General features: G+C 52.3%; 17 protein-coding genes. 10 read left to right on the top strand and 7 right to left on the bottom strand.

What is annotated here, in order from left to right; genetic code table 11:
- Window positions 1-81 precede the first annotated feature (81 nt).
- The 5 genes from accC to acuI form a co-directional block, all read right to left on the bottom strand.
- Window positions 82-1,431 (bottom strand): acetyl-CoA carboxylase biotin carboxylase subunit, encoded by a 1,350-nt coding sequence (gene accC / locus A7Z06_RS05750; protein WP_000884623.1) that lies wholly within the window; start codon window positions 1,429-1,431, stop codon window positions 82-84.
- A 10-nt stretch (window positions 1,432-1,441) separates the two neighbouring features.
- On the bottom strand, window positions 1,442-1,912 hold the full coding sequence (accB, locus tag A7Z06_RS05745; RefSeq protein ID WP_000354618.1) for an acetyl-CoA carboxylase biotin carboxyl carrier protein: 471 nt from the start codon (window positions 1,910-1,912) through the stop codon (window positions 1,442-1,444).
- A 395-nt stretch (window positions 1,913-2,307) separates the two neighbouring features.
- Window positions 2,308-2,907 carry a protein-methionine-sulfoxide reductase heme-binding subunit MsrQ gene (gene msrQ, locus A7Z06_RS05740; protein WP_001240072.1) on the bottom strand — a complete coding sequence of 200 codons (600 nt, stop codon included), beginning with the start codon at window positions 2,905-2,907 and terminating at the stop codon, window positions 2,308-2,310.
- On the bottom strand, window positions 2,908-3,912 hold the full coding sequence (msrP, locus tag A7Z06_RS05735) for a protein-methionine-sulfoxide reductase catalytic subunit MsrP (protein WP_000723882.1): 1,005 nt from the start codon (window positions 3,910-3,912) through the stop codon (window positions 2,908-2,910).
- Between the two features lie 97 nt (window positions 3,913-4,009).
- A complete protein-coding gene (gene acuI, locus A7Z06_RS05730; protein WP_001148446.1) occupies window positions 4,010-4,984 on the bottom strand; it encodes an acrylyl-CoA reductase (NADPH) in 975 nt (324 codons plus the stop codon).
- A gap of 151 nt (window positions 4,985-5,135) precedes the next feature.
- On the opposite strand from acuI, the gene csrD reads away from it, so the two are divergent.
- Window positions 5,136-7,076, top strand: coding sequence for an RNase E specificity factor CsrD (csrD, locus tag A7Z06_RS05725; RefSeq protein WP_001241425.1), 1,941 nt, complete (start codon window positions 5,136-5,138; stop codon window positions 7,074-7,076).
- On the opposite strand, the gene A7Z06_RS05720 is transcribed toward csrD, so the two are convergent.
- On the bottom strand, window positions 7,073-7,222 hold the full coding sequence (locus A7Z06_RS05720) for a hypothetical protein (protein ID WP_016159494.1): 150 nt from the start codon (window positions 7,220-7,222) through the stop codon (window positions 7,073-7,075). The genes csrD and A7Z06_RS05720 overlap by 4 nt on opposite strands.
- Window positions 7,223-7,381: 159 nt before the next feature.
- Here A7Z06_RS05720 and mreB point away from each other — a divergent pair, with 159 nt between their 5' ends.
- The 7 genes from mreB to tldD all read left to right on the top strand — a co-directional run bounded on the left by mreB (window position 7,382) and on the right by tldD (window position 17,612).
- Entirely contained in the window at window positions 7,382-8,425 is a 1,044-nt protein-coding gene (mreB, locus tag A7Z06_RS05710) for a rod shape-determining protein MreB (RefSeq protein WP_000913396.1), read from the top strand.
- Window positions 8,426-8,490: 65 nt separating this feature from the next.
- Window positions 8,491-9,594 (top strand): rod shape-determining protein MreC, encoded by a 1,104-nt coding sequence (gene mreC, locus A7Z06_RS05705; protein ID WP_000802526.1) that lies wholly within the window; start codon window positions 8,491-8,493, stop codon window positions 9,592-9,594.
- Window positions 9,594-10,082: a rod shape-determining protein MreD gene (gene mreD, locus A7Z06_RS05700; RefSeq protein WP_000135265.1), complete on the top strand. Its 489-nt coding sequence runs from the start codon at window positions 9,594-9,596 to the stop codon at window positions 10,080-10,082. Before mreC ends, mreD begins: the two co-directional genes overlap by 1 nt.
- Before the next feature lie 8 nt (window positions 10,083-10,090).
- Window positions 10,091-10,684 carry a nucleoside triphosphate pyrophosphatase YhdE gene (gene yhdE, locus A7Z06_RS05695; RefSeq protein ID WP_000203083.1) on the top strand — a complete coding sequence of 198 codons (594 nt, stop codon included), beginning with the start codon at window positions 10,091-10,093 and terminating at the stop codon, window positions 10,682-10,684.
- Window positions 10,674-12,143: a ribonuclease G gene (rng, locus tag A7Z06_RS05690; RefSeq protein WP_000123197.1), complete on the top strand. Its 1,470-nt coding sequence runs from the start codon at window positions 10,674-10,676 to the stop codon at window positions 12,141-12,143. Before yhdE ends, rng begins: the two co-directional genes overlap by 11 nt.
- Window positions 12,144-12,210: 67 nt before the next feature.
- Complete coding sequence (gene yhdP / locus A7Z06_RS05685; protein ID WP_001253522.1) at window positions 12,211-16,011, top strand: AsmA2 domain-containing protein YhdP; 3,801 nt, start codon at window positions 12,211-12,213, stop codon at window positions 16,009-16,011.
- Window positions 16,012-16,166: 155 nt separating this feature from the next.
- The gene (gene tldD / locus A7Z06_RS05680; RefSeq protein WP_000055925.1) at window positions 16,167-17,612 is read left to right on the top strand and encodes a metalloprotease TldD; all 1,446 of its coding nucleotides are present in this window, start codon (window positions 16,167-16,169) and stop codon (window positions 17,610-17,612) included.
- A 73-nt stretch (window positions 17,613-17,685) separates the two neighbouring features.
- On the opposite strand, the gene aaeR is transcribed toward tldD, so the two are convergent.
- A complete protein-coding gene (gene aaeR / locus A7Z06_RS05675; RefSeq protein WP_000440317.1) occupies window positions 17,686-18,615 on the bottom strand; it encodes an HTH-type transcriptional activator AaeR in 930 nt (309 codons plus the stop codon).
- Window positions 18,616-18,797: 182 nt separating this feature from the next.
- On the opposite strand from aaeR, the gene aaeX reads away from it, so the two are divergent.
- Together aaeX and aaeA are read left to right on the top strand one after the other, a co-directional pair.
- Window positions 18,798-19,001 (top strand): p-hydroxybenzoic acid efflux pump operon protein AaeX, encoded by a 204-nt coding sequence (gene aaeX, locus A7Z06_RS05670; protein WP_000051841.1) that lies wholly within the window; start codon window positions 18,798-18,800, stop codon window positions 18,999-19,001.
- A gap of 7 nt (window positions 19,002-19,008) precedes the next feature.
- On the top strand, window positions 19,009-19,941 hold the full coding sequence (aaeA, locus tag A7Z06_RS05665; RefSeq protein WP_000854026.1) for a p-hydroxybenzoic acid efflux pump subunit AaeA: 933 nt from the start codon (window positions 19,009-19,011) through the stop codon (window positions 19,939-19,941).
- Window positions 19,942-19,946: the final 5 nt, after the last annotated feature.

Below are 19,946 nucleotides of genomic sequence, written 5' to 3'. Positions count from 1 at the left end.
AATAAAAACACCGGGCAGTGTTAACAGGCCCGGTGTGAATGCATTCATTGTTAAACGCGATGAAAGCACCGCGCATCACAATTATTTTTCCTGAAGACCGAGTTTTTTCTCCAGATAGTGGATGTTAGTGCCACCATGCTGGAAGTTCTCGTCGTTCATGATGCGGATCTGCAGATCAACGTTGGTTTTGATACCGTCGATGATCAGCTCCTGCAGCGCATTCTTCATGCGAGCAATCGCCACGTCACGGTTTTCACCGTAGCAAATCAGTTTACCGATCATTGAGTCATAGTACGGCGGCACGGTGTAGCCAGCGTAGATATGAGACTCCCAACGCACGCCAAAACCGCCAGGTGCGTGGAAACGGGTGATTTTGCCCGGGCTTGGCAGGAAGGTATTCGGATCTTCGGCGTTGATACGGCATTCCACCGCATGGCCGCGAACGTGAACTTCTTCTTGCTTGATCGACAGCGGTTGACCTGCCGCGATACGCAGCTGTTCTTTGATCAGGTCAACGCCGGTGATCATTTCAGTAACCGGGTGTTCTACCTGAATACGGGTGTTCATTTCGATGAAATAGAACTCGCCGTTTTCGAACAGGAACTCGAAAGTACCTGCACCGCGATAGCCGATATCAACACACGCTTTAGCGCAACGTTCGCCGATGTAACGACGCAGTTCTGGGGTAATGCCCGGTGCTGGTGCTTCTTCGACCACTTTCTGGTGGCGGCGCTGCATGGAGCAGTCACGTTCCGCCAGATAGATAGCATTGCCCTGACCGTCCGCCAGTACCTGGATCTCGACGTGGCGAGGATTTTCCAGGTATTTCTCCATGTAAACCATATCATTGCTAAAAGCAGCTTTTGCTTCCGCACGGGTCATGGAGATAGACTGCGCCAGTTCAGCGTCGCTGCGCACAACGCGCATACCGCGACCGCCGCCGCCACCGGAGGCTTTGATAATCACCGGATAACCAATGCGTTTTGCAATGGCGCGGTTTTTATCCATATCGTCGCCCAGCGGGCCGTCAGAACCCGGTACGCAAGGAACGCCAGCTTTTTTCATTGCTGCAATTGCAGACACTTTGTCGCCCATCAGGCGAATAGTGTCTGCTTTCGGGCCGATGAAGATAAAGCCAGAGCGTTCAACCTGCTCGGCAAAATTGGCGTTTTCGGAAAGGAAGCCGTAACCCGGATGGATTGCTACTGCGCCGGTGATTTCAGCGGCGCTGATGATAGCCGGGATGTTCAGATAACTTTTTACTGACGGAGCCGGGCCAATACAGACCGTTTCATCTGCCAGTAATACGTGTTTTAAATCGCGATCCGCGCTGGAGTGCACAGCGACAGTCTTAATGCCCAGTTCTTTACAGGCACGAAGAATACGCAATGCAATCTCGCCACGGTTGGCAATAACAATTTTATCCAGCATGTTCGCCTCGTTACTCGATGACGACCAGCGGCTCGTCAAATTCTACCGGTTGTCCACTTTCGACCAGAATTGCTTTCACAGTACCGGATTTGTCTGCTTCGATCTGGTTCATCATTTTCATGGCTTCAACGATGCACAGGGTATCGCCCACGTTCACTTTCTGACCCACTTCGATGAACGCTTTCGCGTCCGGGCTTGGGGTGCGATAGAAAGTACCAACCATTGGGGAACGTACGATGTGACCACTGATTTCCGCTGCTGCTGGCGCTTCCATGGAAGGAACGGTCGCCGGAGCGGCTGCGTTAGATTGAGCTGGCTGCTGCATCATCGGTGCAGCGTAAGCTTGTTGCATCATCGGGAAACTAGCGGCAGGTGCTGCACGGCTGATGCGTACTGACTCTTCGCCTTCAGAAATTTCCAGTTCAGAGATGCCTGATTCTTCAACCAGCTCGATCAGTTTTTTAATCTTACGAATATCCATGAGTGGGTTCCGTACTCTTTGTTTAGTGTGATTGTGACAGGCGTTTCACCGCCGTCTGTAAAGCGTATGCCCCGACAGCTGTATGCATAGCGATAAATTCCAGCTGACCGGGACGCCGGTCTATTTTGCCCCAGAGCGTCAATGTGAGACTTGACGGACATTGTGCAGCGATCTGCTGCTATCCTCCGGCAAAAAACAAAATATACCTTCGTTGCGCCATTGTCACCTTTTCCGCAGCTTAAAAACCGCGTTAGGGAGAACGAAGTCGCACATTATAACGATTTCGTAGCAATTGGCAGCTAAATACTGGTCTTATCAGGGAAGATAATCAACAGCTAACATGTAAATAACTTTCAACGCCGCGCATTTTGCAACAAGCCGCACAGTTCATGAAATTAGCGCCACCATTGACGGAACTTCTTAAAACGTAAGGCTAAAAGTAATAAAGCCAGCCCGGCGTAGATAACCGGCTGTGGTGAGATAATCTTCACTGACCACAGATAATGTATGGGAGCCAGGATCGCGACCAGATAGACGAAGTTATGCAACTGTTGCCAGCGTTTGCCTAATTTTCGCTGCATCGCCTGCGTGGAAGTCAATGCTAAAGCCAGTAAAATCAGCCAACTGACAATTCCGAGCGTTAAATAAGGTCGGGTGATTAATTCCTGACCGAATAACGTCAGATTATTCACGCCCAGTTCCAGTAAGGCATAACTGGTTAAGTGCAGCGTTGCCCAGACGAAACACCATAAACCCAGCAGGCGGCGGGTGCGTATCAATAAGGGCTGTTTAGCATAGCGCGCTAGTGGCGTAATTAATAAGGTTGCCAGCAAGAATTTCAGCGCAGTCCGACCGGTAAAATGCTGGATATCTTTCACCGGGTCGGCGCTTAATCCACCATGATTGATGGCCCATACCAGCCAGACAAACGGCAAAAATCCGGCAAGATGCAGGCAAACTTTCAGCCATGTCACTTGTTTTGCTGTCAGTCGCACTTAAAAATTCTCCCGTAAATCCAGGCCACGATAGAGCGACGCCACTTGATCGGCGTATCCGTTAAACAGCAGCGTTGGCTGGCGTTGTACATCCAGAATGCCGCCTGAACCAATCAAACGTTCGGTAGCCTGCGACCAGCGGGGATGATCAACATGCGGATTGACGTTGGCGTAAAAGCCATATTCATTGGGCGCTGCCAGATTCCAGGTGGTTGGCGGACGTTCACGGGTCAGCTTAATACTGACAATCGATTTAATCCCTTTAAAGCCATATTTCCACGGCACAATCAGTCGCACCGGTGCGCCATTTTGTGGCGGTAGCGCCTTGCCATAGACACCGACGGTCATCAGCGTGAGTGGATGCATCGCTTCGTCGAGACGTAATCCTTCTATATAAGGATATTTCAGGCCGCCGCCAATAAACCGATCCTGCTGGCCTGGCATCTGTTCCGGCGCATAAATGGTTTCGAAGGCGACGTATTTCGCGTTACTGGTTGGTTCCGCCAGTGCCAGTAATTTGTGCAGCGGGAAACCAATCCACGGTACTACCATCGACCACGCTTCCACACAGCGCATACGGTAAATCCGCTCTTCCAGCGGGAAACGATGGGTTAAGGCGTCATGGTCGAGCGTTAATGGTTTGGCGACTTCACCACTGATTTTCAACGTCCACGGATCGGTTTTCAGGCTGCCGGCATTTGCCGCTGGATCCGCTTTATCCAGCCCGAACTCATAGTAGTTGTTATAGCCGGAAACTTTATCTTCCGGCGTGAGCGGCAGGTTATTTTGCCAGGCGGCAGGTTTACTAAACTCCAGCGGCTTCCCGGCTGGCGCGGGCGGACGATCGTTGCCCTTAAACCAGCTAAGCAGGTCGGCATGTGTAGTGGTTGGCAGAGAAAGTGCAGCTGCGCTGATGCCTAACGTTTTCAGAATCTGCCGACGTTGCATAAAAAAAGCCGATTCGGCAGTGACATCGGCTTCTGTAAATTGACGAATTTTTTTCATAACAGACTCCCGGTATGCTCCTGATTACTATGGCAGGGAGAATGTCAAAGTGCTGCTAAAATTCGTTAGTTATATGTAAATTATTTTGTACGAAATCTTAACTTATTTTTACCAGAGTGCGCCCCTGCACCTGGTTATTAATAATGGCTTCGGCAAACTTCGGTGCCTCTGTCAGTGAGATTTCTTTTGCTGCTTGTGAATAGAATGATTCCGGTAGATCGGCGACCAGACGCTGCCAGGCCTGCGCCCGACGAGCTGGTGGCGTCATGACTGAATCCACTCCTTGCAGACGAACGTTGCGCAGAATAAACGGCATTACCGTGGTTGGCAGAGCAAAGCCACCCGCCAGACCACAAGCCGCCACGCAGCCGCCGTAGTTCATTTGTGCCAGCACTTTCGCCAGTACTTTGTCACCAACAGTGTCAATTGCGCCTGCCCAGAGTTGTTTTTCCAGGGGACGGGACTCAGCAAACTCATCGCGGGGCAGAATACGGCTGGCTCCTAAACTTTTCAGATATTCATGGGTACTTTCGCGACCAGATACAGCAACGACCTGATAACCTAACTTATGCAGCAGCGCCACAGCCGTACTGCCGACGCCGCCGCTGGCGCCCGTCACCACAATCTCGCCATCCTGCGGACGAATACCGGCATCTTCCAGTGCCAGTACGCACAGCATGGCGGTAAACCCGGCAGTACCGATAACCATCGCTTTACGCGCGTCCAGACCCTGTGGCATCGCAACCAGCCAGTCACCTTTTACGCGCGCCTGTTGTGCCAGCCCGCCCCAGTGGTTTTCACCGACGCCCCAACCCGTCAGTAACACTTCCTGACCGGCATGAAAACGAGGATCTTCACTGGCGCGTACAGTTCCGGCAAAGTCAATACCAGGAATCATCGGAAAATTACGGATGATTTTTCCTTTACCGGTAATCGCCAGCGCATCTTTATAATTCAGACTCGACCAGTGGACATCGACCGTCACATCGCCTTCCGGCAGGCGACTTGCGTCCAGAGTCTGTACAGATGCGAGGGTTTTACCGTCCTGCTGTTCTAAAAGTAACGCCTGCATAAGAGATCCTCATGTGCATGATGGATTGGAAAATAATTTCTGAAGACTATACTCGCTAATGGAAAAGCAAAGCCGATGAAGCGCAATAAATTGCGAGATAAATCTGATTTGCTAGTATGCCCGCGTCCTCACTATCGGAGTTAACACAAGGATGAGATTAACGACGAAATTTTCGGCCTTTGTCACGCTGCTCACCGGGTTAACAATTTTTGTGACCCTGCTGGGCTGCTCGCTTAGTTTCTATAACGCCATTCAGTATAAGTTTAGTCATCGTGTTCAGGCAGTGGCGACGGCGATCGATACCCACCTTGTGTCGAATGACTTCAGCACGTTGAGGCCACAAATCAGCGAACTGATGATGTCTGCGGATATCGTTCGCGTGGATCTTTTGCACGATAAAAAACAGGTTTATACCCAGTCCCGCAATGGTAGTTACCGTCCGGTGGGAACCAGCGATCTGTTTCGCGAACTGACTGTGCCGTTGATTAAACATCCGGGGATGTCGCTGCGTTTGGTTTATCAGGACCCGATGGGCAACTATTTCCACTCGTTGATGACCACCGCACCGCTCACCGGTGCGATTGGATTTATCATTATTATGCTCTTCCTGGCAGTACGCTGGTTACAACGACAACTTGCCGGGCAAGAATTGCTGGAAACCCGCGCCACACGTATTTTAAATGGCGAGCGTGGCTCGAATGTGTTGGGAACCATCTATGAATGGCCGCCCAGAACCAGCAGTGCGCTGGATACGCTGCTTTGTGAAATTCAGAACGCACGCGAACAGCACAGTCGTCTTGATACACTGATCCGCTCCTATGCTGCTCAGGACATCAAAACCGGTCTCAATAACCGACTTTTTTTCGATAATCAGTTAGCAACGTTACTGGAAGATCAGGAGAAAGTGGGGACTCACGGGATCGTGATGATGATCCGCCTGCCGGATTTCAATATGTTGAGCGACACTTGGGGGCACAGCCAGGTTGAAGAACAACTCTTCACCCTGACAAATCTGTTATCGACATTTATGATGCGTTATCCCGGGGCGCTATTGGCGCGTTATCACCGTAGCGATTTCGCCGTGCTGTTGCCACATCGGACATTAAAAGAGGCGGAGAGCATTGCCGGGCAATTGATCAAGGCGGTCGATACCTTACCGACGAATAAAATGCTCGATCGTGATGATATGATTCACATCGGCATCTGTGCCTGGCGTAGCGGGCAGGATACCGAACAGGTGATGGAACATGCGGAATCCGCCACGCGCAATGCGGGATTACAGGGCGGCAATAGCTGGGCTATTTACGATGACTCGTTACCTGAAAAAGGACGCGGTAACGTTCGCTGGCGGACGCTCATCGAGCAAATGCTGAGTCGCGGAGGCCCGCGTCTTTATCAAAAACCGGCGGTTACTCGTGAAGGGCTGGTTCATCATCGCGAACTGATGTGTCGTATCTTTGATGGTAACGAAGAGGTCAGTTCGGCGGAATATATGCCGATGGTGTTGCAGTTTGGCTTATCGGAAGAGTATGACCGTCTGCAAGTCAGTCGCCTCATCCCGCTGTTACGCTATTGGCCACAAGAAAATCTGGCGATTCAGGTCACCGTTGAGTCGTTGATTCGACCGCGTTTCCAGCGTTGGCTACGTGATACGCTGATGCAGTGTGAAAAATCACAGCGAAAACGCATAATTATTGAACTTGCAGAGGCTGATGTTGGTCAACATATCGGTCGCTTGCAACCTGTCATTCGTTTGATGAATGCTTTAGGGGCTCGGGTCGCCGTCAACCAGGCTGGTTTGACGCTGGTAAGTACCCGTTGGATCAAAGAACTTAATGTTGAATTACTCAAGCTCCATCCGGGGCTGGTAAGAAACATTGAGAAGCGAACAGAGAATCAATTGTTGGTTCAGAGCATGGTAGAAGCGTGTTCCGGGACCAACACCCAGGTTTACGCTACTGGTGTACGTTCGCGAAGCGAGTGGCAGACCCTGATTCAGCGTGGGGTTTTGGGTGGGCAGGGAGATTTTTTTGCGTCCTCACAGCCACTTGATACTAACGTGAAAAAATATTCACAAAGATACTCGGTTTAACCTGCCGTTTGATCCGTTTTCACGTAGAATAACGCGCGCTGCGTTTCACGGGAGCGTGCTTGTCTGTTCGCCAGATTGTTGCAGCACATATGCAGATTAATGACCTTACGCAGTTGCAAACAGGCGAGGAATGCATGCTGATGCATTTAGCCTCTCTGGACTCAGGTAGAGATTTGTAACAAAGGAAACAAACTGCACTAATTTTCACCGTAGCAGATGATTTTTGCGCCTTGTCGCTGCTGCGTGTGGTTGGTAAAGTAAGCGGATTTTCTTTTCCGCCCCAGCTTTCAGGATTATCCCTTAGTATGTTGAAAAAATTTCGTGGCATGTTTTCCAATGACTTGTCCATTGACCTGGGTACTGCGAATACCCTCATTTATGTAAAAGGACAAGGCATCGTATTGAATGAGCCTTCTGTGGTGGCTATTCGTCAGGATCGTGCCGGTTCACCGAAAAGCGTAGCTGCAGTAGGTCATGACGCGAAGCAGATGCTGGGCCGTACGCCGGGCAATATTGCTGCCATTCGCCCAATGAAAGATGGCGTTATCGCTGATTTCTTCGTGACTGAAAAGATGCTCCAGCACTTTATCAAACAAGTGCACAGCAACAGCTTTATGCGTCCAAGCCCGCGAGTTCTGGTTTGTGTGCCGGTTGGCGCTACCCAGGTTGAGCGTCGTGCTATTCGTGAATCCGCGCAGGGCGCAGGCGCCCGCGAAGTATTCCTGATTGAAGAGCCGATGGCAGCAGCAATCGGTGCCGGCTTGCCGGTATCTGAAGCAACCGGCTCCATGGTGGTTGATATCGGTGGTGGTACTACTGAAGTTGCCGTTATCTCTCTGAACGGTGTAGTTTACTCCTCTTCTGTACGTATTGGCGGTGACCGCTTCGACGAAGCGATCATCAACTACGTTCGTCGTAACTACGGTTCTCTGATCGGTGAAGCGACTGCAGAACGTATCAAACACGAAATCGGTTCTGCTTATCCGGGCGATGAAGTCCGTGAAATCGAAGTTCGTGGCCGTAACCTGGCAGAAGGCGTGCCACGCGGCTTTACATTGAATTCCAACGAAATCCTCGAAGCGCTGCAAGAACCGCTGACCGGCATCGTTAGCGCGGTGATGGTTGCGCTGGAGCAGTGCCCGCCGGAACTCGCTTCCGACATTTCCGAGCGCGGAATGGTGCTCACTGGCGGTGGTGCGCTGCTGCGTAACCTTGACCGTTTGTTAATGGAAGAAACCGGCATTCCAGTTGTTGTTGCTGAAGACCCGCTGACCTGTGTGGCACGCGGTGGCGGCAAAGCACTGGAAATGATCGACATGCACGGCGGCGACCTGTTCAGCGAAGAGTAATCGGATGCAGGCAGGGGGAACATCTGTTTACCCTGCCTGGTCTGATACGAGAATACGCATAACTTATGAAGCCAATTTTTAGCCGTGGCCCGTCGCTACAGATTCGCCTTATTCTGGCGGTGCTGGTGGCGCTCGGCGTTATTATTGCCGACAGTCGCCTGGGGATGTTTAGTCAAATCCGTACCTATATGGATACCGCCGTCAGTCCTTTCTACTTTGTTTCCAATGCTCCTCGAGAATTGCTGGATGGCGTATCACAGACGCTGGCCTCGCGTGATCAACTAGAACTTGAAAACCGGGCGTTACGTCAGGAATTGCTGTTGAAAAACAGCGAACTGCTGATGCTTGGACAATACAAACAGGAGAACGCGCGCCTGCGCGAGCTGCTGGGTTCTCCGTTGCGCCAGGATGAGCAAAAGATGGTGACCCAGGTTATCTCTACGGTTAACGATCCGTATAGCGATCAAGTCGTTATCGACAAAGGCAGCGTTAACGGAGTTTATGAAGGCCAGCCGGTCATCAGCGACAAAGGTGTTGTTGGCCAGGTGGTGGCGGTCGCCAAACTGACCAGCCGCGTGTTGCTGATTTGCGACGCGACCCATGCACTGCCAATTCAGGTTCTCCGTAATGATATCCGCGTAATTGCTGCGGGTAACGGTTGTACTGATGATTTACAACTTGAGCACCTGCCAGCGAATACTGATATTCGTGTTGGTGATGTATTGGTGACATCTGGTCTTGGTGGACGCTTCCCGGAAGGTTATCCGGTGGCGGTCGTCTCTTCTGTGAAACTCGATACCCAGCGCGCTTATACCGTGATCCAGGCGCGTCCGACTGCGGGACTGCAACGTTTGCGTTATCTGCTGCTGCTGTGGGGCGCAGATCGTAACGGCGCTAACCCGATGACGCCGGAAGAGGTGCATCGCGTTGCTAATGAACGTCTGATGCAGATGATGCCGCAGGTATTGCCTTCGCCAGACGCGATGGGGCCAAAGTTACCTGAACCGGCAACGGGGATCGCTCAGCCGACTCCGCAGCAACCGACGACAGGAAATGCAGCTACTGCGCCTGCTGCGCCGACACAGCCCGCTGCTAACCGCTCTCCACAAAGGGCTACGCCGCCGCAAAGTGGTGCTCAACCGCCTGCACGTGCGCCAGGAGGGCAATAGTGGCGAGATATCGTAGCCAGGGGCGCTGGGTTATCTGGCTCTCTTTCCTCATCGCCTTGTTACTACAAATTATGCCCTGGCCGGATAATCTCATCGTTTTCCGGCCAAACTGGGTATTGCTCATCTTGCTGTATTGGATCCTGGCCTTGCCCCATCGCGTAAATGTGGGCACAGGTTTTGTGATGGGTGCCATACTGGATCTGATCAGTGGCTCTACGCTCGGTGTCCGGGCGTTGTCGATGAGTATCATTGCTTATCTGGTAGCACTGAAATTCCAGCTTTTCCGCAACCTGGCATTATGGCAGCAGGCGCTGGTCGTCATGTTGCTTTCGCTGGTAGTGGATATTATTGTTTTCTGGGCAGAGTTTTTAGTGATCAACGTCTCTTTCAGACCCGAAGTGTTCTGGAGTAGTGTAGTCAATGGTGTGCTCTGGCCGTGGATTTTCTTGCTGATGCGCAAAATCCGTCAGCAGTTTGCAGTGCAATAAAGGTTTCTATGACTTCTCTGTATTTAGCTTCCGGTTCTCCGCGTCGTCAGGAGTTACTTGCGCAACTTGGCGTGACCTTTGAACGTATTGTTACGGGCATTGAGGAACAGCGCCATCCGCAGGAGAGCGCGCAGCAGTATGTTATGCGTCTGGCGCGTGAGAAAGCACAAGCAGGTGTTGCTCATACTGCGCAGGATCTCCCAGTACTGGGAGCGGATACCATTGTTGTCCTGAATGGGGAAGTGTTAGAGAAACCGCGCGATGCAGAACATGCGGCGCAGATGTTGCGCAAATTATCGGGACAGACTCATCAGGTAATGACGGCGGTGGCGCTGGCAGACAGCCAGTACATTCTCGATTGTCTGGTGGTCACCGATGTGACGTTCAGAACGTTAACAGACGAAGACATCGCGGGCTATGTTGCCAGCGGTGAACCGTTAGATAAAGCAGGTGCATACGGTATTCAGGGGCTGGGTGGTTGTTTTGTCAGGAAGATAAATGGCAGCTATCACGCCGTAGTCGGCTTACCGCTGGTTGAAACGTATGAATTATTAAGTAATTTTAACGCACTGCGTGACAAAAGGGATAAACATGACGGCTGAATTGTTGGTAAACGTAACGCCTTCGGAAACACGAGTGGCGTATATTGATGGCGGTATTCTGCAGGAAATTCATATTGAACGTGAGGCGCGACGCGGAATAGTAGGCAATATCTACAAGGGTCGTGTAAGTCGTGTACTTCCGGGTATGCAGGCGGCTTTTGTAGATATTGGGCTGGATAAAGCCGCGTTTCTTCATGCATCCGACATCATGCCACACACCGAATGTGTGGCGGGTGAAGAACAAAAGCAGTTCACGGTGCGCGATATTTCGGAGCTGGTGCGTCAGGGACAAGATCTGATGGTGCAGGTGGTGAAAGATCCGCTTGGCACCAAAGGTGCGCGTCTGACCACCGATATCACGCTGCCGTCTCGCTATCTGGTGTTTATGCCAGGGGCTTCTCACGTTGGGGTTTCCCAACGCATTGAAAGTGAATCTGAACGTGAACGCCTGAAAAAAGTGGTCGCAGAGTATTGCGACGAGCAGGGCGGATTTATCATCCGTACTGCGGCGGAAGGGGTTGGCGAAGCGGAGCTGGCCTCCGATGCTGCCTACCTGAAACGCGTCTGGACCAAAGTGATGGAACGTAAAAAGCGTCCACAGACCCGTTATCAACTGTACGGCGAACTGGCGCTGGCGCAGCGTGTTCTGCGTGATTTCGCCGACGCTGAGCTGGATCGTATTCGCGTTGACTCGCGCCTGACTTACGAAGCGTTGCTTGAGTTCACTTCGGAATACATTCCCGAGATGACCAGTAAGCTGGAACATTACACCGGACGCCAGCCAATTTTCGATCTCTTTGATGTCGAAAACGAAATCCAGCGGGCGCTGGAACGCAAAGTAGAACTGAAATCCGGCGGCTATCTGATTATCGACCAGACCGAAGCAATGACCACCGTGGACATCAATACCGGGGCGTTTGTTGGTCATCGCAATCTGGACGACACCATCTTCAATACCAATATTGAAGCGACGCAGGCTATCGCTCGCCAGTTACGGTTGCGTAATCTGGGCGGGATTATCATTATTGATTTCATCGACATGAATAATGAAGATCACCGTCGCCGCGTACTGCATTCGCTGGAACAGGCGTTGAGCAAAGACCGGGTGAAAACCAGCGTTAATGGTTTTTCGGCGCTGGGGCTGGTGGAGATGACGCGTAAACGCACCCGCGAAAGCATTGAGCACGTACTGTGTAATGAATGCCCAACCTGTCACGGTCGCGGAACGGTGAAAACCGTGGAAACCGTATGCTATGAAATCATGCGTGAGATCGTTCGCGTGCACCATGCTTACGACTCTGACCGTTTCCTGGTCTATGCTTCCCCGGCAGTAGCTGAAGCCTTGAAAGGCGAAGAATCGCACTCGCTGGCGGAAGTGGAAATTTTCGTTGGCAAACAGGTTAAAGTACAAATTGAACCGCTCTACAACCAGGAGCAGTTTGACGTCGTAATGATGTAAACAGATGCTGGGCCGCCATCCGGCAAAGGGTTTTTGAGTCACATTTTTAGCAGACAAGGAGTGACGGGTGAGGCGATTGCCGGGGATTTTACTGCTTACTGGAGCCGCGCTCGTAGTGATCGCTGCGCTGCTGGTCAGCGGCCTGCGTATTGCTTTACCGCACCTCGACGCCTGGCGCCCGGAAATCCTTAACAAAATTGAATCCGCGACGGGTATGCCGGTGGCAGCCAGTCAGCTCTCCGCCAGTTGGCAAAATTTTGGCCCAACACTCGAAGCGCACGACATCCGCGCTGAGTTGAAAGATGGCGGTGAATTTTCAGTTAAACGCGTCACCCTGGCGCTGGATGTCTGGCAGAGCCTGCTGCATATGCGCTGGCAGTTTCGTGACCTCACTTTCTGGCAACTGCGCTTTCGCACCAATACACCCATCACCAGTGGTGGTAGCAATGATAGCCTGGAAGCCAGCCATATCAGCGATCTGTTTCTTCGTCAGTTCGATCACTTCGATCTCCGCGATAGCGAAATCAGCTTCCTGACACCATCCGGTCAGCGCGCTGAACTGGCGATCCCGCAACTCACCTGGCTTAACGATCCACGTAGACACCGTGCGGAAGGTCAGGTAAGTCTCTCCAGTCTGACCGGACAACACGGCGTGATGCAGGTGCGCATGGATCTGCGTGATGATGAGGGACTGTTAAGCAATGGTCGCGTCTGGCTTCAGGCTGATGACATTGACCTGAAGCCGTGGCTCGGTAAATGGATGCAGGACAATATTGCGCTGGAAACGGCACAGTTCTCCCTTGAAGGCTGGATGACCATCGACAAAGGCGATGTGATCGGAGGCGACGTCTGGCTGAAACAGGGCGGTGCAAGCTGGTTGGGCGAGAAAAAAACGCATTCGCTGTCGGTGGATAATCTGACTGCGCACATAACGCGCGAACATTCGGGCTGGCAGTTTTCCATTCCTGATACGCGGATCACCATGGACGGCAAACCCTGGCCGAGTGGAGCTTTGACGCTGGCCTGGATACCAGAACAGGACGTTGGCGGCAAAAACAATAAACGTAGTGACGAACTACGGATTCGCGCCAGCAATCTGGAGCTGGCGGGGCTGGAAGGCATACGCCCATTAGCAGCGAAACTTTCACCTGCGCTGGGTGATATCTGGCGTTCAACCCAGCCGAGCGGCAAGATCAACACGCTGGCGCTGGATATCCCGCTTCAGGCGGCAGAGAAAACCCGCTTTCAGGCGTCGTGGAGCAATTTGGCCTGGAAACAATGGAAATTACTGCCGGGTGCGGAACATTTCTCCGGGACGCTTTCAGGAAGCGTAGAAAATGGTTTGCTGACGGCTTCCATGAAGCAGGCGAAAATGCCTTATGAAACGGTATTTCGCGCACCGCTGGAAATTGCCGACGGTAAGGCAACCATAAGCTGGTTGAATAATGATAAAGGTTTCCAGCTGGATGGGCGTAACATCGACGTTAAAGCCAAAGCCGTCCATGCGCACGGCGGTTTTCGTTACCTGCAACCTGCTAACGATGAACCCTGGCTGGGGATTCTGGCTGGCATCAGTACCGATGATGGTTCACAAGCCTGGCGCTATTTCCCGGAAAACCTGATGGGGAAAGAGTTAGTCGATTATCTAAGTGGCGCAATTCAGGGCGGTAAAGCGGATAACGCGACGCTGGTTTATGGCGGCAATCCACATCTTTTCCCTTACAAACACAACGAAGGTCAGTTTGAAGTGCTGGTGCCGCTGCGTAACGCGAAGTTTGCCTTCCAGCCGGACTGGCCTGCATTAACTAACCTTGATATTGAACTGGACTTTATTAACGACGGTTTATGGATGAAAACCGATGGCGTTAATCTGGGCGGTGTGCGCGCCAGTAACCTCACTGCGGTGATCCCTGACTACTCGAAAGAAATGTTGCTTATTGACGCTGACATTAAAGGTTCGGGTAAAGCCGTTGGTCCTTACTTTGATGAGACGCCGCTGAAGGATTCGCTGGGGGCGACCCTGCAAGAACTCCAGCTCGACGGCGATGTGAATGCTCGCTTACATCTCGATATCCCGCTGAATGGCGAACTGGTTACAGCGAAAGGTGAAGTGGCGCTGCGCAACAACAGCCTGTTTATCAAACCCCTCGACAGCACCCTGAAAAATTTGAGCGGTAAATTCAGCTTTATCAATGGTGATCTGCAAAGTGAACCACTGACCGCAAGCTGGTTTAACCAGCCACTGAACGTGGATTTTTCCACCAAAGAAGGGGCGAAAGCCTACCAGGTTGCGGTGAATCTCAACGGCAACTGGCAACCGGCGAAAACCGGCGTTCTGCCTGAAGCGGTGAACGAAGCGTTAAGCGGCAGCGTGGCCTGGGATGGTAAAGTGGGCATTGAGCTGCCTTATCATGCTGGCGCGACCTATAACGTAGAGCTGAACGGCGATCTGAAGAATGTGAGTAGTCACTTACCTTCGCCGTTAGCCAAACCCGCTGGCGAATCGCTGCCGGTTAACATTAAGGTCGATGGCAGCCTCAATAGCTTTGAATTAACCGGACAGGCTGGTGCGGATAACCATTTCAACAGCCGCTGGTTGCTCGGTCAAAAGCTGACGCTCGATCGCGCCATCTGGGCGGCAGACAGCAAAACGCTTCCACCGTTACCGGAACAGAGTGGTGTTGAGTTAAATATGCCGCCAATGGACGGCGCCGAGTGGCTGGCGCTATTCCAGAAAGGCGCGACGGAAAAGGTTGGCAGCGCGGCGAGTTTCCCTCAGCACATTACGTTGCGTACACCGGCGTTGTCATTGGGGAATCAGCAGTGGAATAACCTGAGCATCGTCTCGCAGCCGATGGCAAACGGTACGCAGGTTGAGGCGCAAGGGCGTGAAATCAACGCTACGCTGGCGATGCGTAATAACGCGCCGTGGCTGGCGAATATTAAATATCTCTATTACAACCCGAACGTGACGAAAACCGGTGGTGAATCAACGAATTCATCACCTTTCCCGACCACGGAGCGCATCAGCTTCCGTGGCTGGCCGGACGCACAAATACGTTGCGCAGAGTGCTGGTTCTGGGGGCAAAAATTCGGTCGCATCGACAGCGATATCACCATTTCCGGCGATACGTTAACGCTGACCAATGGACTGATTGATACTGGTTTCTCGCGACTCACTGCCGATGGTGAATGGGTTAACAATCCGGGGAATGAACGCACCTCGCTGAAAGGAAAACTGCGCGGCCAGAAAATTGATGCCGCCGCAGAATTTTTTGGTGTCACGACGCCAATACGCCAGTCGTCATTTAATGTGGATTACGATTTACACTGGCGTAAAGCACCGTGGCAGCCGGATGAAGCGACGTTGAATGGCATCATTCATACCCAACTGGGCAAAGGCGAAATTACCGAAATCAGCACCGGACATGCCGGGCAATTGCTGCGCTTATTGAGCGTTGATGCCCTGATGCGTAAGCTGCGTTTTGATTTCAGAGACACCTTTGGCGAAGGGTTCTATTTTGACTCCATTCGCAGCACCGCGTGGATTAAAGACGGCGTTATGCACACCGATGACACGCTGGTGGATGGCCTGGAAGCGGATATCGCCATGAAAGGGTCGGTGAATCTGGTGCGTCGCGATCTGAATATGGAAGCGGTTGTCGCGCCGGAAATTTCCGCGACGGTGGGGGTGGCTGCGGCCTTTGCGGTTAACCCCATTGTCGGCGCTGCGGTGTTTGCCGCCAGTAAAGTGCTGGGGCCGCTATGGAGCAAAGTCTCCATTTTGCGCTATCACATTTCTGGTCCGCTGGACGATCCGCAAATCAACGAAGTATTGCGCCAACCGCGTAAAGAAAAAGCGCAATGATTTGACGAGGGCGCGTAATTGCCCCAATCTCTTATGATAATCGTTGCCAAAGGCCAACGAGCCGGAACATAACCGTAGGTCGGATAAGGCGTTCACGCCGCATCCGGCAGCCGTAAAAAATCCTCTACCGCAGTAACTAACGAGTAGCAAAAACGATGAGTCTGAACCTGGTAAGTGAACAATTGCTAGCGGCGAATGGCCTGAAACATCAGGACTTGTTCGCGATCCTCGGTCAACTGACCGAACGTCGCCTTGATTATGGCGATCTCTATTTTCAGTCGAGCTATCACGAATCCTGGGTTTTAGAAGACCGCATTATTAAAGATGGTTCTTACAACATCGATCAGGGCGTTGGCGTGCGTGCAATCAGCGGTGAAAAGACCGGATTTGCTTACGCTGACCAAATCAGCCTGCTGGCGCTGGAACAAAGTGCGCAAGCGGCGCGTACCATTGTGCGTGACAACGGCGATGGCAAAGTACAGACGCTGGGCGCGGTAGAGCATAGCCCGCTGTATACCTCGGTTGACCCGCTGCAAAGCATGAGCCGTGAAGAGAAGCTGGATATCCTGCGTCGTGTCGATAAGGTTGCTCGCGAAGCGGACAAGCGCGTACAGGAAGTGACTGCCAGCCTCAGTGGCGTCTATGAATTAATTCTGGTTGCGGCCACCGACGGCACGCTGGCAGCGGATGTGCGCCCTCTGGTGCGTCTTTCTGTGAGCGTTCTGGTCGAAGAAGATGGCAAACGCGAACGCGGCGCCAGTGGCGGCGGCGGTCGTTTTGGTTATGAGTTCTTCCTTGCCGATCTCGATGGCGAAGTCCGTGCGGATGCATGGGCAAAAGAAGCCGTGCGTATGGCGCTGGTCAATCTTTCTGCTGTTGCCGCACCTGCGGGCACCATGCCGGTAGTTCTCGGCGCTGGCTGGCCCGGCGTGCTGTTGCATGAAGCGGTCGGTCATGGCCTGGAAGGCGACTTCAACCGCCGTGGTACTTCAGTCTTTAGTGGACAGGTCGGGGAGCTGGTGGCTTCTGAACTGTGTACCGTGGTTGATGATGGCACGATGGTCGATCGCCGTGGTTCGGTAGCGATTGATGATGAAGGTACGCCAGGTCAGTACAATGTGCTGATTGAGAACGGCATCCTGAAAGGTTACATGCAGGATAAACTCAACGCGCGCTTAATGGGTATGAAGCCGACTGGCAATGGTCGCCGTGAATCGTACGCTCACCTGCCCATGCCGCGTATGACCAACACCTACATGCTGCCGGGTAAATCGACCCCGCAGGAAATTATTGAATCCGTTGAGTATGGCATCTATGCGCCGAACTTCGGTGGCGGCCAGGTGGATATCACCTCCGGCAAATTTGTCTTCTCCACCTCAGAAGCGTATCTGATTGAAAACGGTAAAGTAACGAAGCCAGTGAAAGGCGCAACGTTGATTGGTTCCGGCATCGAAACCATGCAGCAGATTTCGATGGTGGGCAACGACCTGAAACTGGATAACGGCGTGGGTGTCTGCGGCAAAGAAGGGCAGAGTTTGCCGGTTGGCGTGGGTCAGCCGACGCTTAAAGTCGATAACCTGACCGTTGGCGGTACTGCGTAATCTATCCTGGCCGGTAAGCGTCGCATCAGGCATTGGTTGCCGGATGCGGCGCTTACCGACTTACGCACATAAATTACTTTTCTTTCCCGCGCCCGTGCATCTCCTGAAACAGCTTACCGACCTCAACAAAATAATCTGTCAGTGAGTTGATCACGACCTGCACCTTCAGTGGCAGCTTATCTTTTTCGGTATATAACGCATAAACCGGGCGTGGATCTGACTGGTAACGCGGCAGCAGGATCTCCAGTTCCCCGCGATTGATCTCGTTGATCACCCACATCAGCGGCACGTAGGCGATGCCGGCGCCTGCCGTCAGCCAGCGCACCAGCGTCATCGGATCATTTGTGACAAACCGTCCTTGCGGGATCAGTCGTGTTGAGATCCCTTCTGGCGCGATCAGTTCAAATTCATTGTCCGGGCGCACGCTGTATTCCAGCCATGAATGACTACTTAAATCGGCGGGTTTTTCCGGTATGCCGTATTGTGTGAGATAGCTTTTAGCTGCGCACACCACCATTGGCATCGCGCCCAGACGGCGGGAAAACAGGCTGGAATCCTGCAATGCGCCGACGCGGATCACCACATCCAGACCATCAGCGATCAGGTCGGGTGCAGGTATACCTGTGACCAGATTCACGCTCAGACCTGGGTACTCTTTCAGCATTTTTGCTGTCAGCCCGGCGAGAACATTTTGTGCCATAGTTGAAGAACAGCCAATGCGCAGCGTCCCGATGGGGGTGTTATTGAAGGCATACAATTGCTCATGGACATCCTGCACTTCATGGAGCATCCGACGGCAGCCCTGGTAGTAAATTCTACCGGCTTCAGTCAAGCCAATGCTGCGTGTGCTGCGGTTTAACAGCTTTACCTGCAACTCATCTTCCAGTTTTGACACCGTCTGACTGATGGACGAAACGCTCATCTGTAGCTGTCTGGCGGCGGCGGTAAAAGAGCCAAATTCAACTACTTTGGCAAACACCGACATACGTTTTAGTCGTTCCATTATTCACTCTGACTTAAAAGTGATTTAGATCACATAATATAGATAACAGCATAACAGTTACGCTAATATATTAAATATCAATCTACAGCAATGTTGCTCTCGCCCGGCTTTCCATGCCCTTCTCTGCGGCGACAGATGCTGAAAATAATAACGCCTGCTCTCTCTATACAACCAAGGTCAACATGAGTCTGTTTCCCGTTATCGTGGTGTTTGGGCTGTCCTTCCCACCGATATTTTTCGAATTGCTTTTATCACTGGCGATTTTCTGGCTGGTGCGCCGGGTACTTGTGCCAACAGGTATCTACGACTTTGTCTGGCATCCGGCGTTGTTCAACACTGCGCTCTATTGCTGCTTGTTTTATTTGATATCGCGACTGTTCGTTTGAGGTTGAAGTGAAAACACTAATAAGAAAATTCTCCCGTACGGCCATCACGGTCGTATTAGTCATTCTGGCCTTCATCGCAATTTTTAATGCCTGGGTCTATTACACCGAATCCCCGTGGACGCGTGACGCACGCTTTAGCGCCGACGTCGTTGCGATCGCGCCGGACGTATCCGGACTCATTACTCAGGTAAATGTTCATGATAACCAGCTGGTGAAAAAAGGACAGGTACTGTTCACCATCGATCAGCCGCGCTATCAAAAGGCGCTCGAGGAAGCGCAAGCCGATGTTGCTTATTATCAGGTGCTGGCACAGGAAAAACGCCAGGAGGCCGGACGTCGTAACCGTCTCGGCATACAGGCGATGTCTCGCGAAGAGATAGACCAGGCCAACAACGTACTACAAACAGTTCTGCATCAGTTAGCGAAAGCGCAGGCGACCCGCGATCTGGCAAAACTGGATCTTGAACGCACGGTGATCCGCGCACCGGCGGATGGCTGGGTGACCAACCTCAACGTCTATACCGGTGAGTTTATTACCCGTGGCTCAACGGCGGTTGCGCTGGTGAAACAGAACTCCTTCTATGTGCTGGCCTATATGGAAGAAACCAAGCTGGAAGGGGTGCGCCCTGGGTATCGCGCAGAGATCACGCCGCTTGGCAGCAACAAAGTGCTGAAAGGTACGGTTGATAGCGTCGCTGCCGGGGTCACCAACGCCAGCAGTACGCGCGATGATAAAGGAATGGCGACTATCGACTCTAACCTGGAGTGGGTGCGTCTGGCGCAACGAGTTCCGGTACGTATTCGTCTCGATAATCAGCAAGAGAACATCTGGCCTGCGGGCACCACCGCGACGGTGGTGGTCACTGGCAAACAGGATCGTGACGAAAGCCAGGATTCGTTCTTCCGTAAAATGGCTCATCGCCTGCGTGAGTTTGGTTAATCACG

The organism is Escherichia sp. MOD1-EC6819, from assembly GCF_002965765.1.
In the GTDB taxonomy this organism is placed as follows: domain Bacteria; phylum Pseudomonadota; class Gammaproteobacteria; order Enterobacterales; family Enterobacteriaceae; genus Escherichia; species Escherichia ruysiae.
Note: the sequence above shows the minus strand (reverse complement) of the source record. Positions and strands in the feature narration are given on the sequence as shown.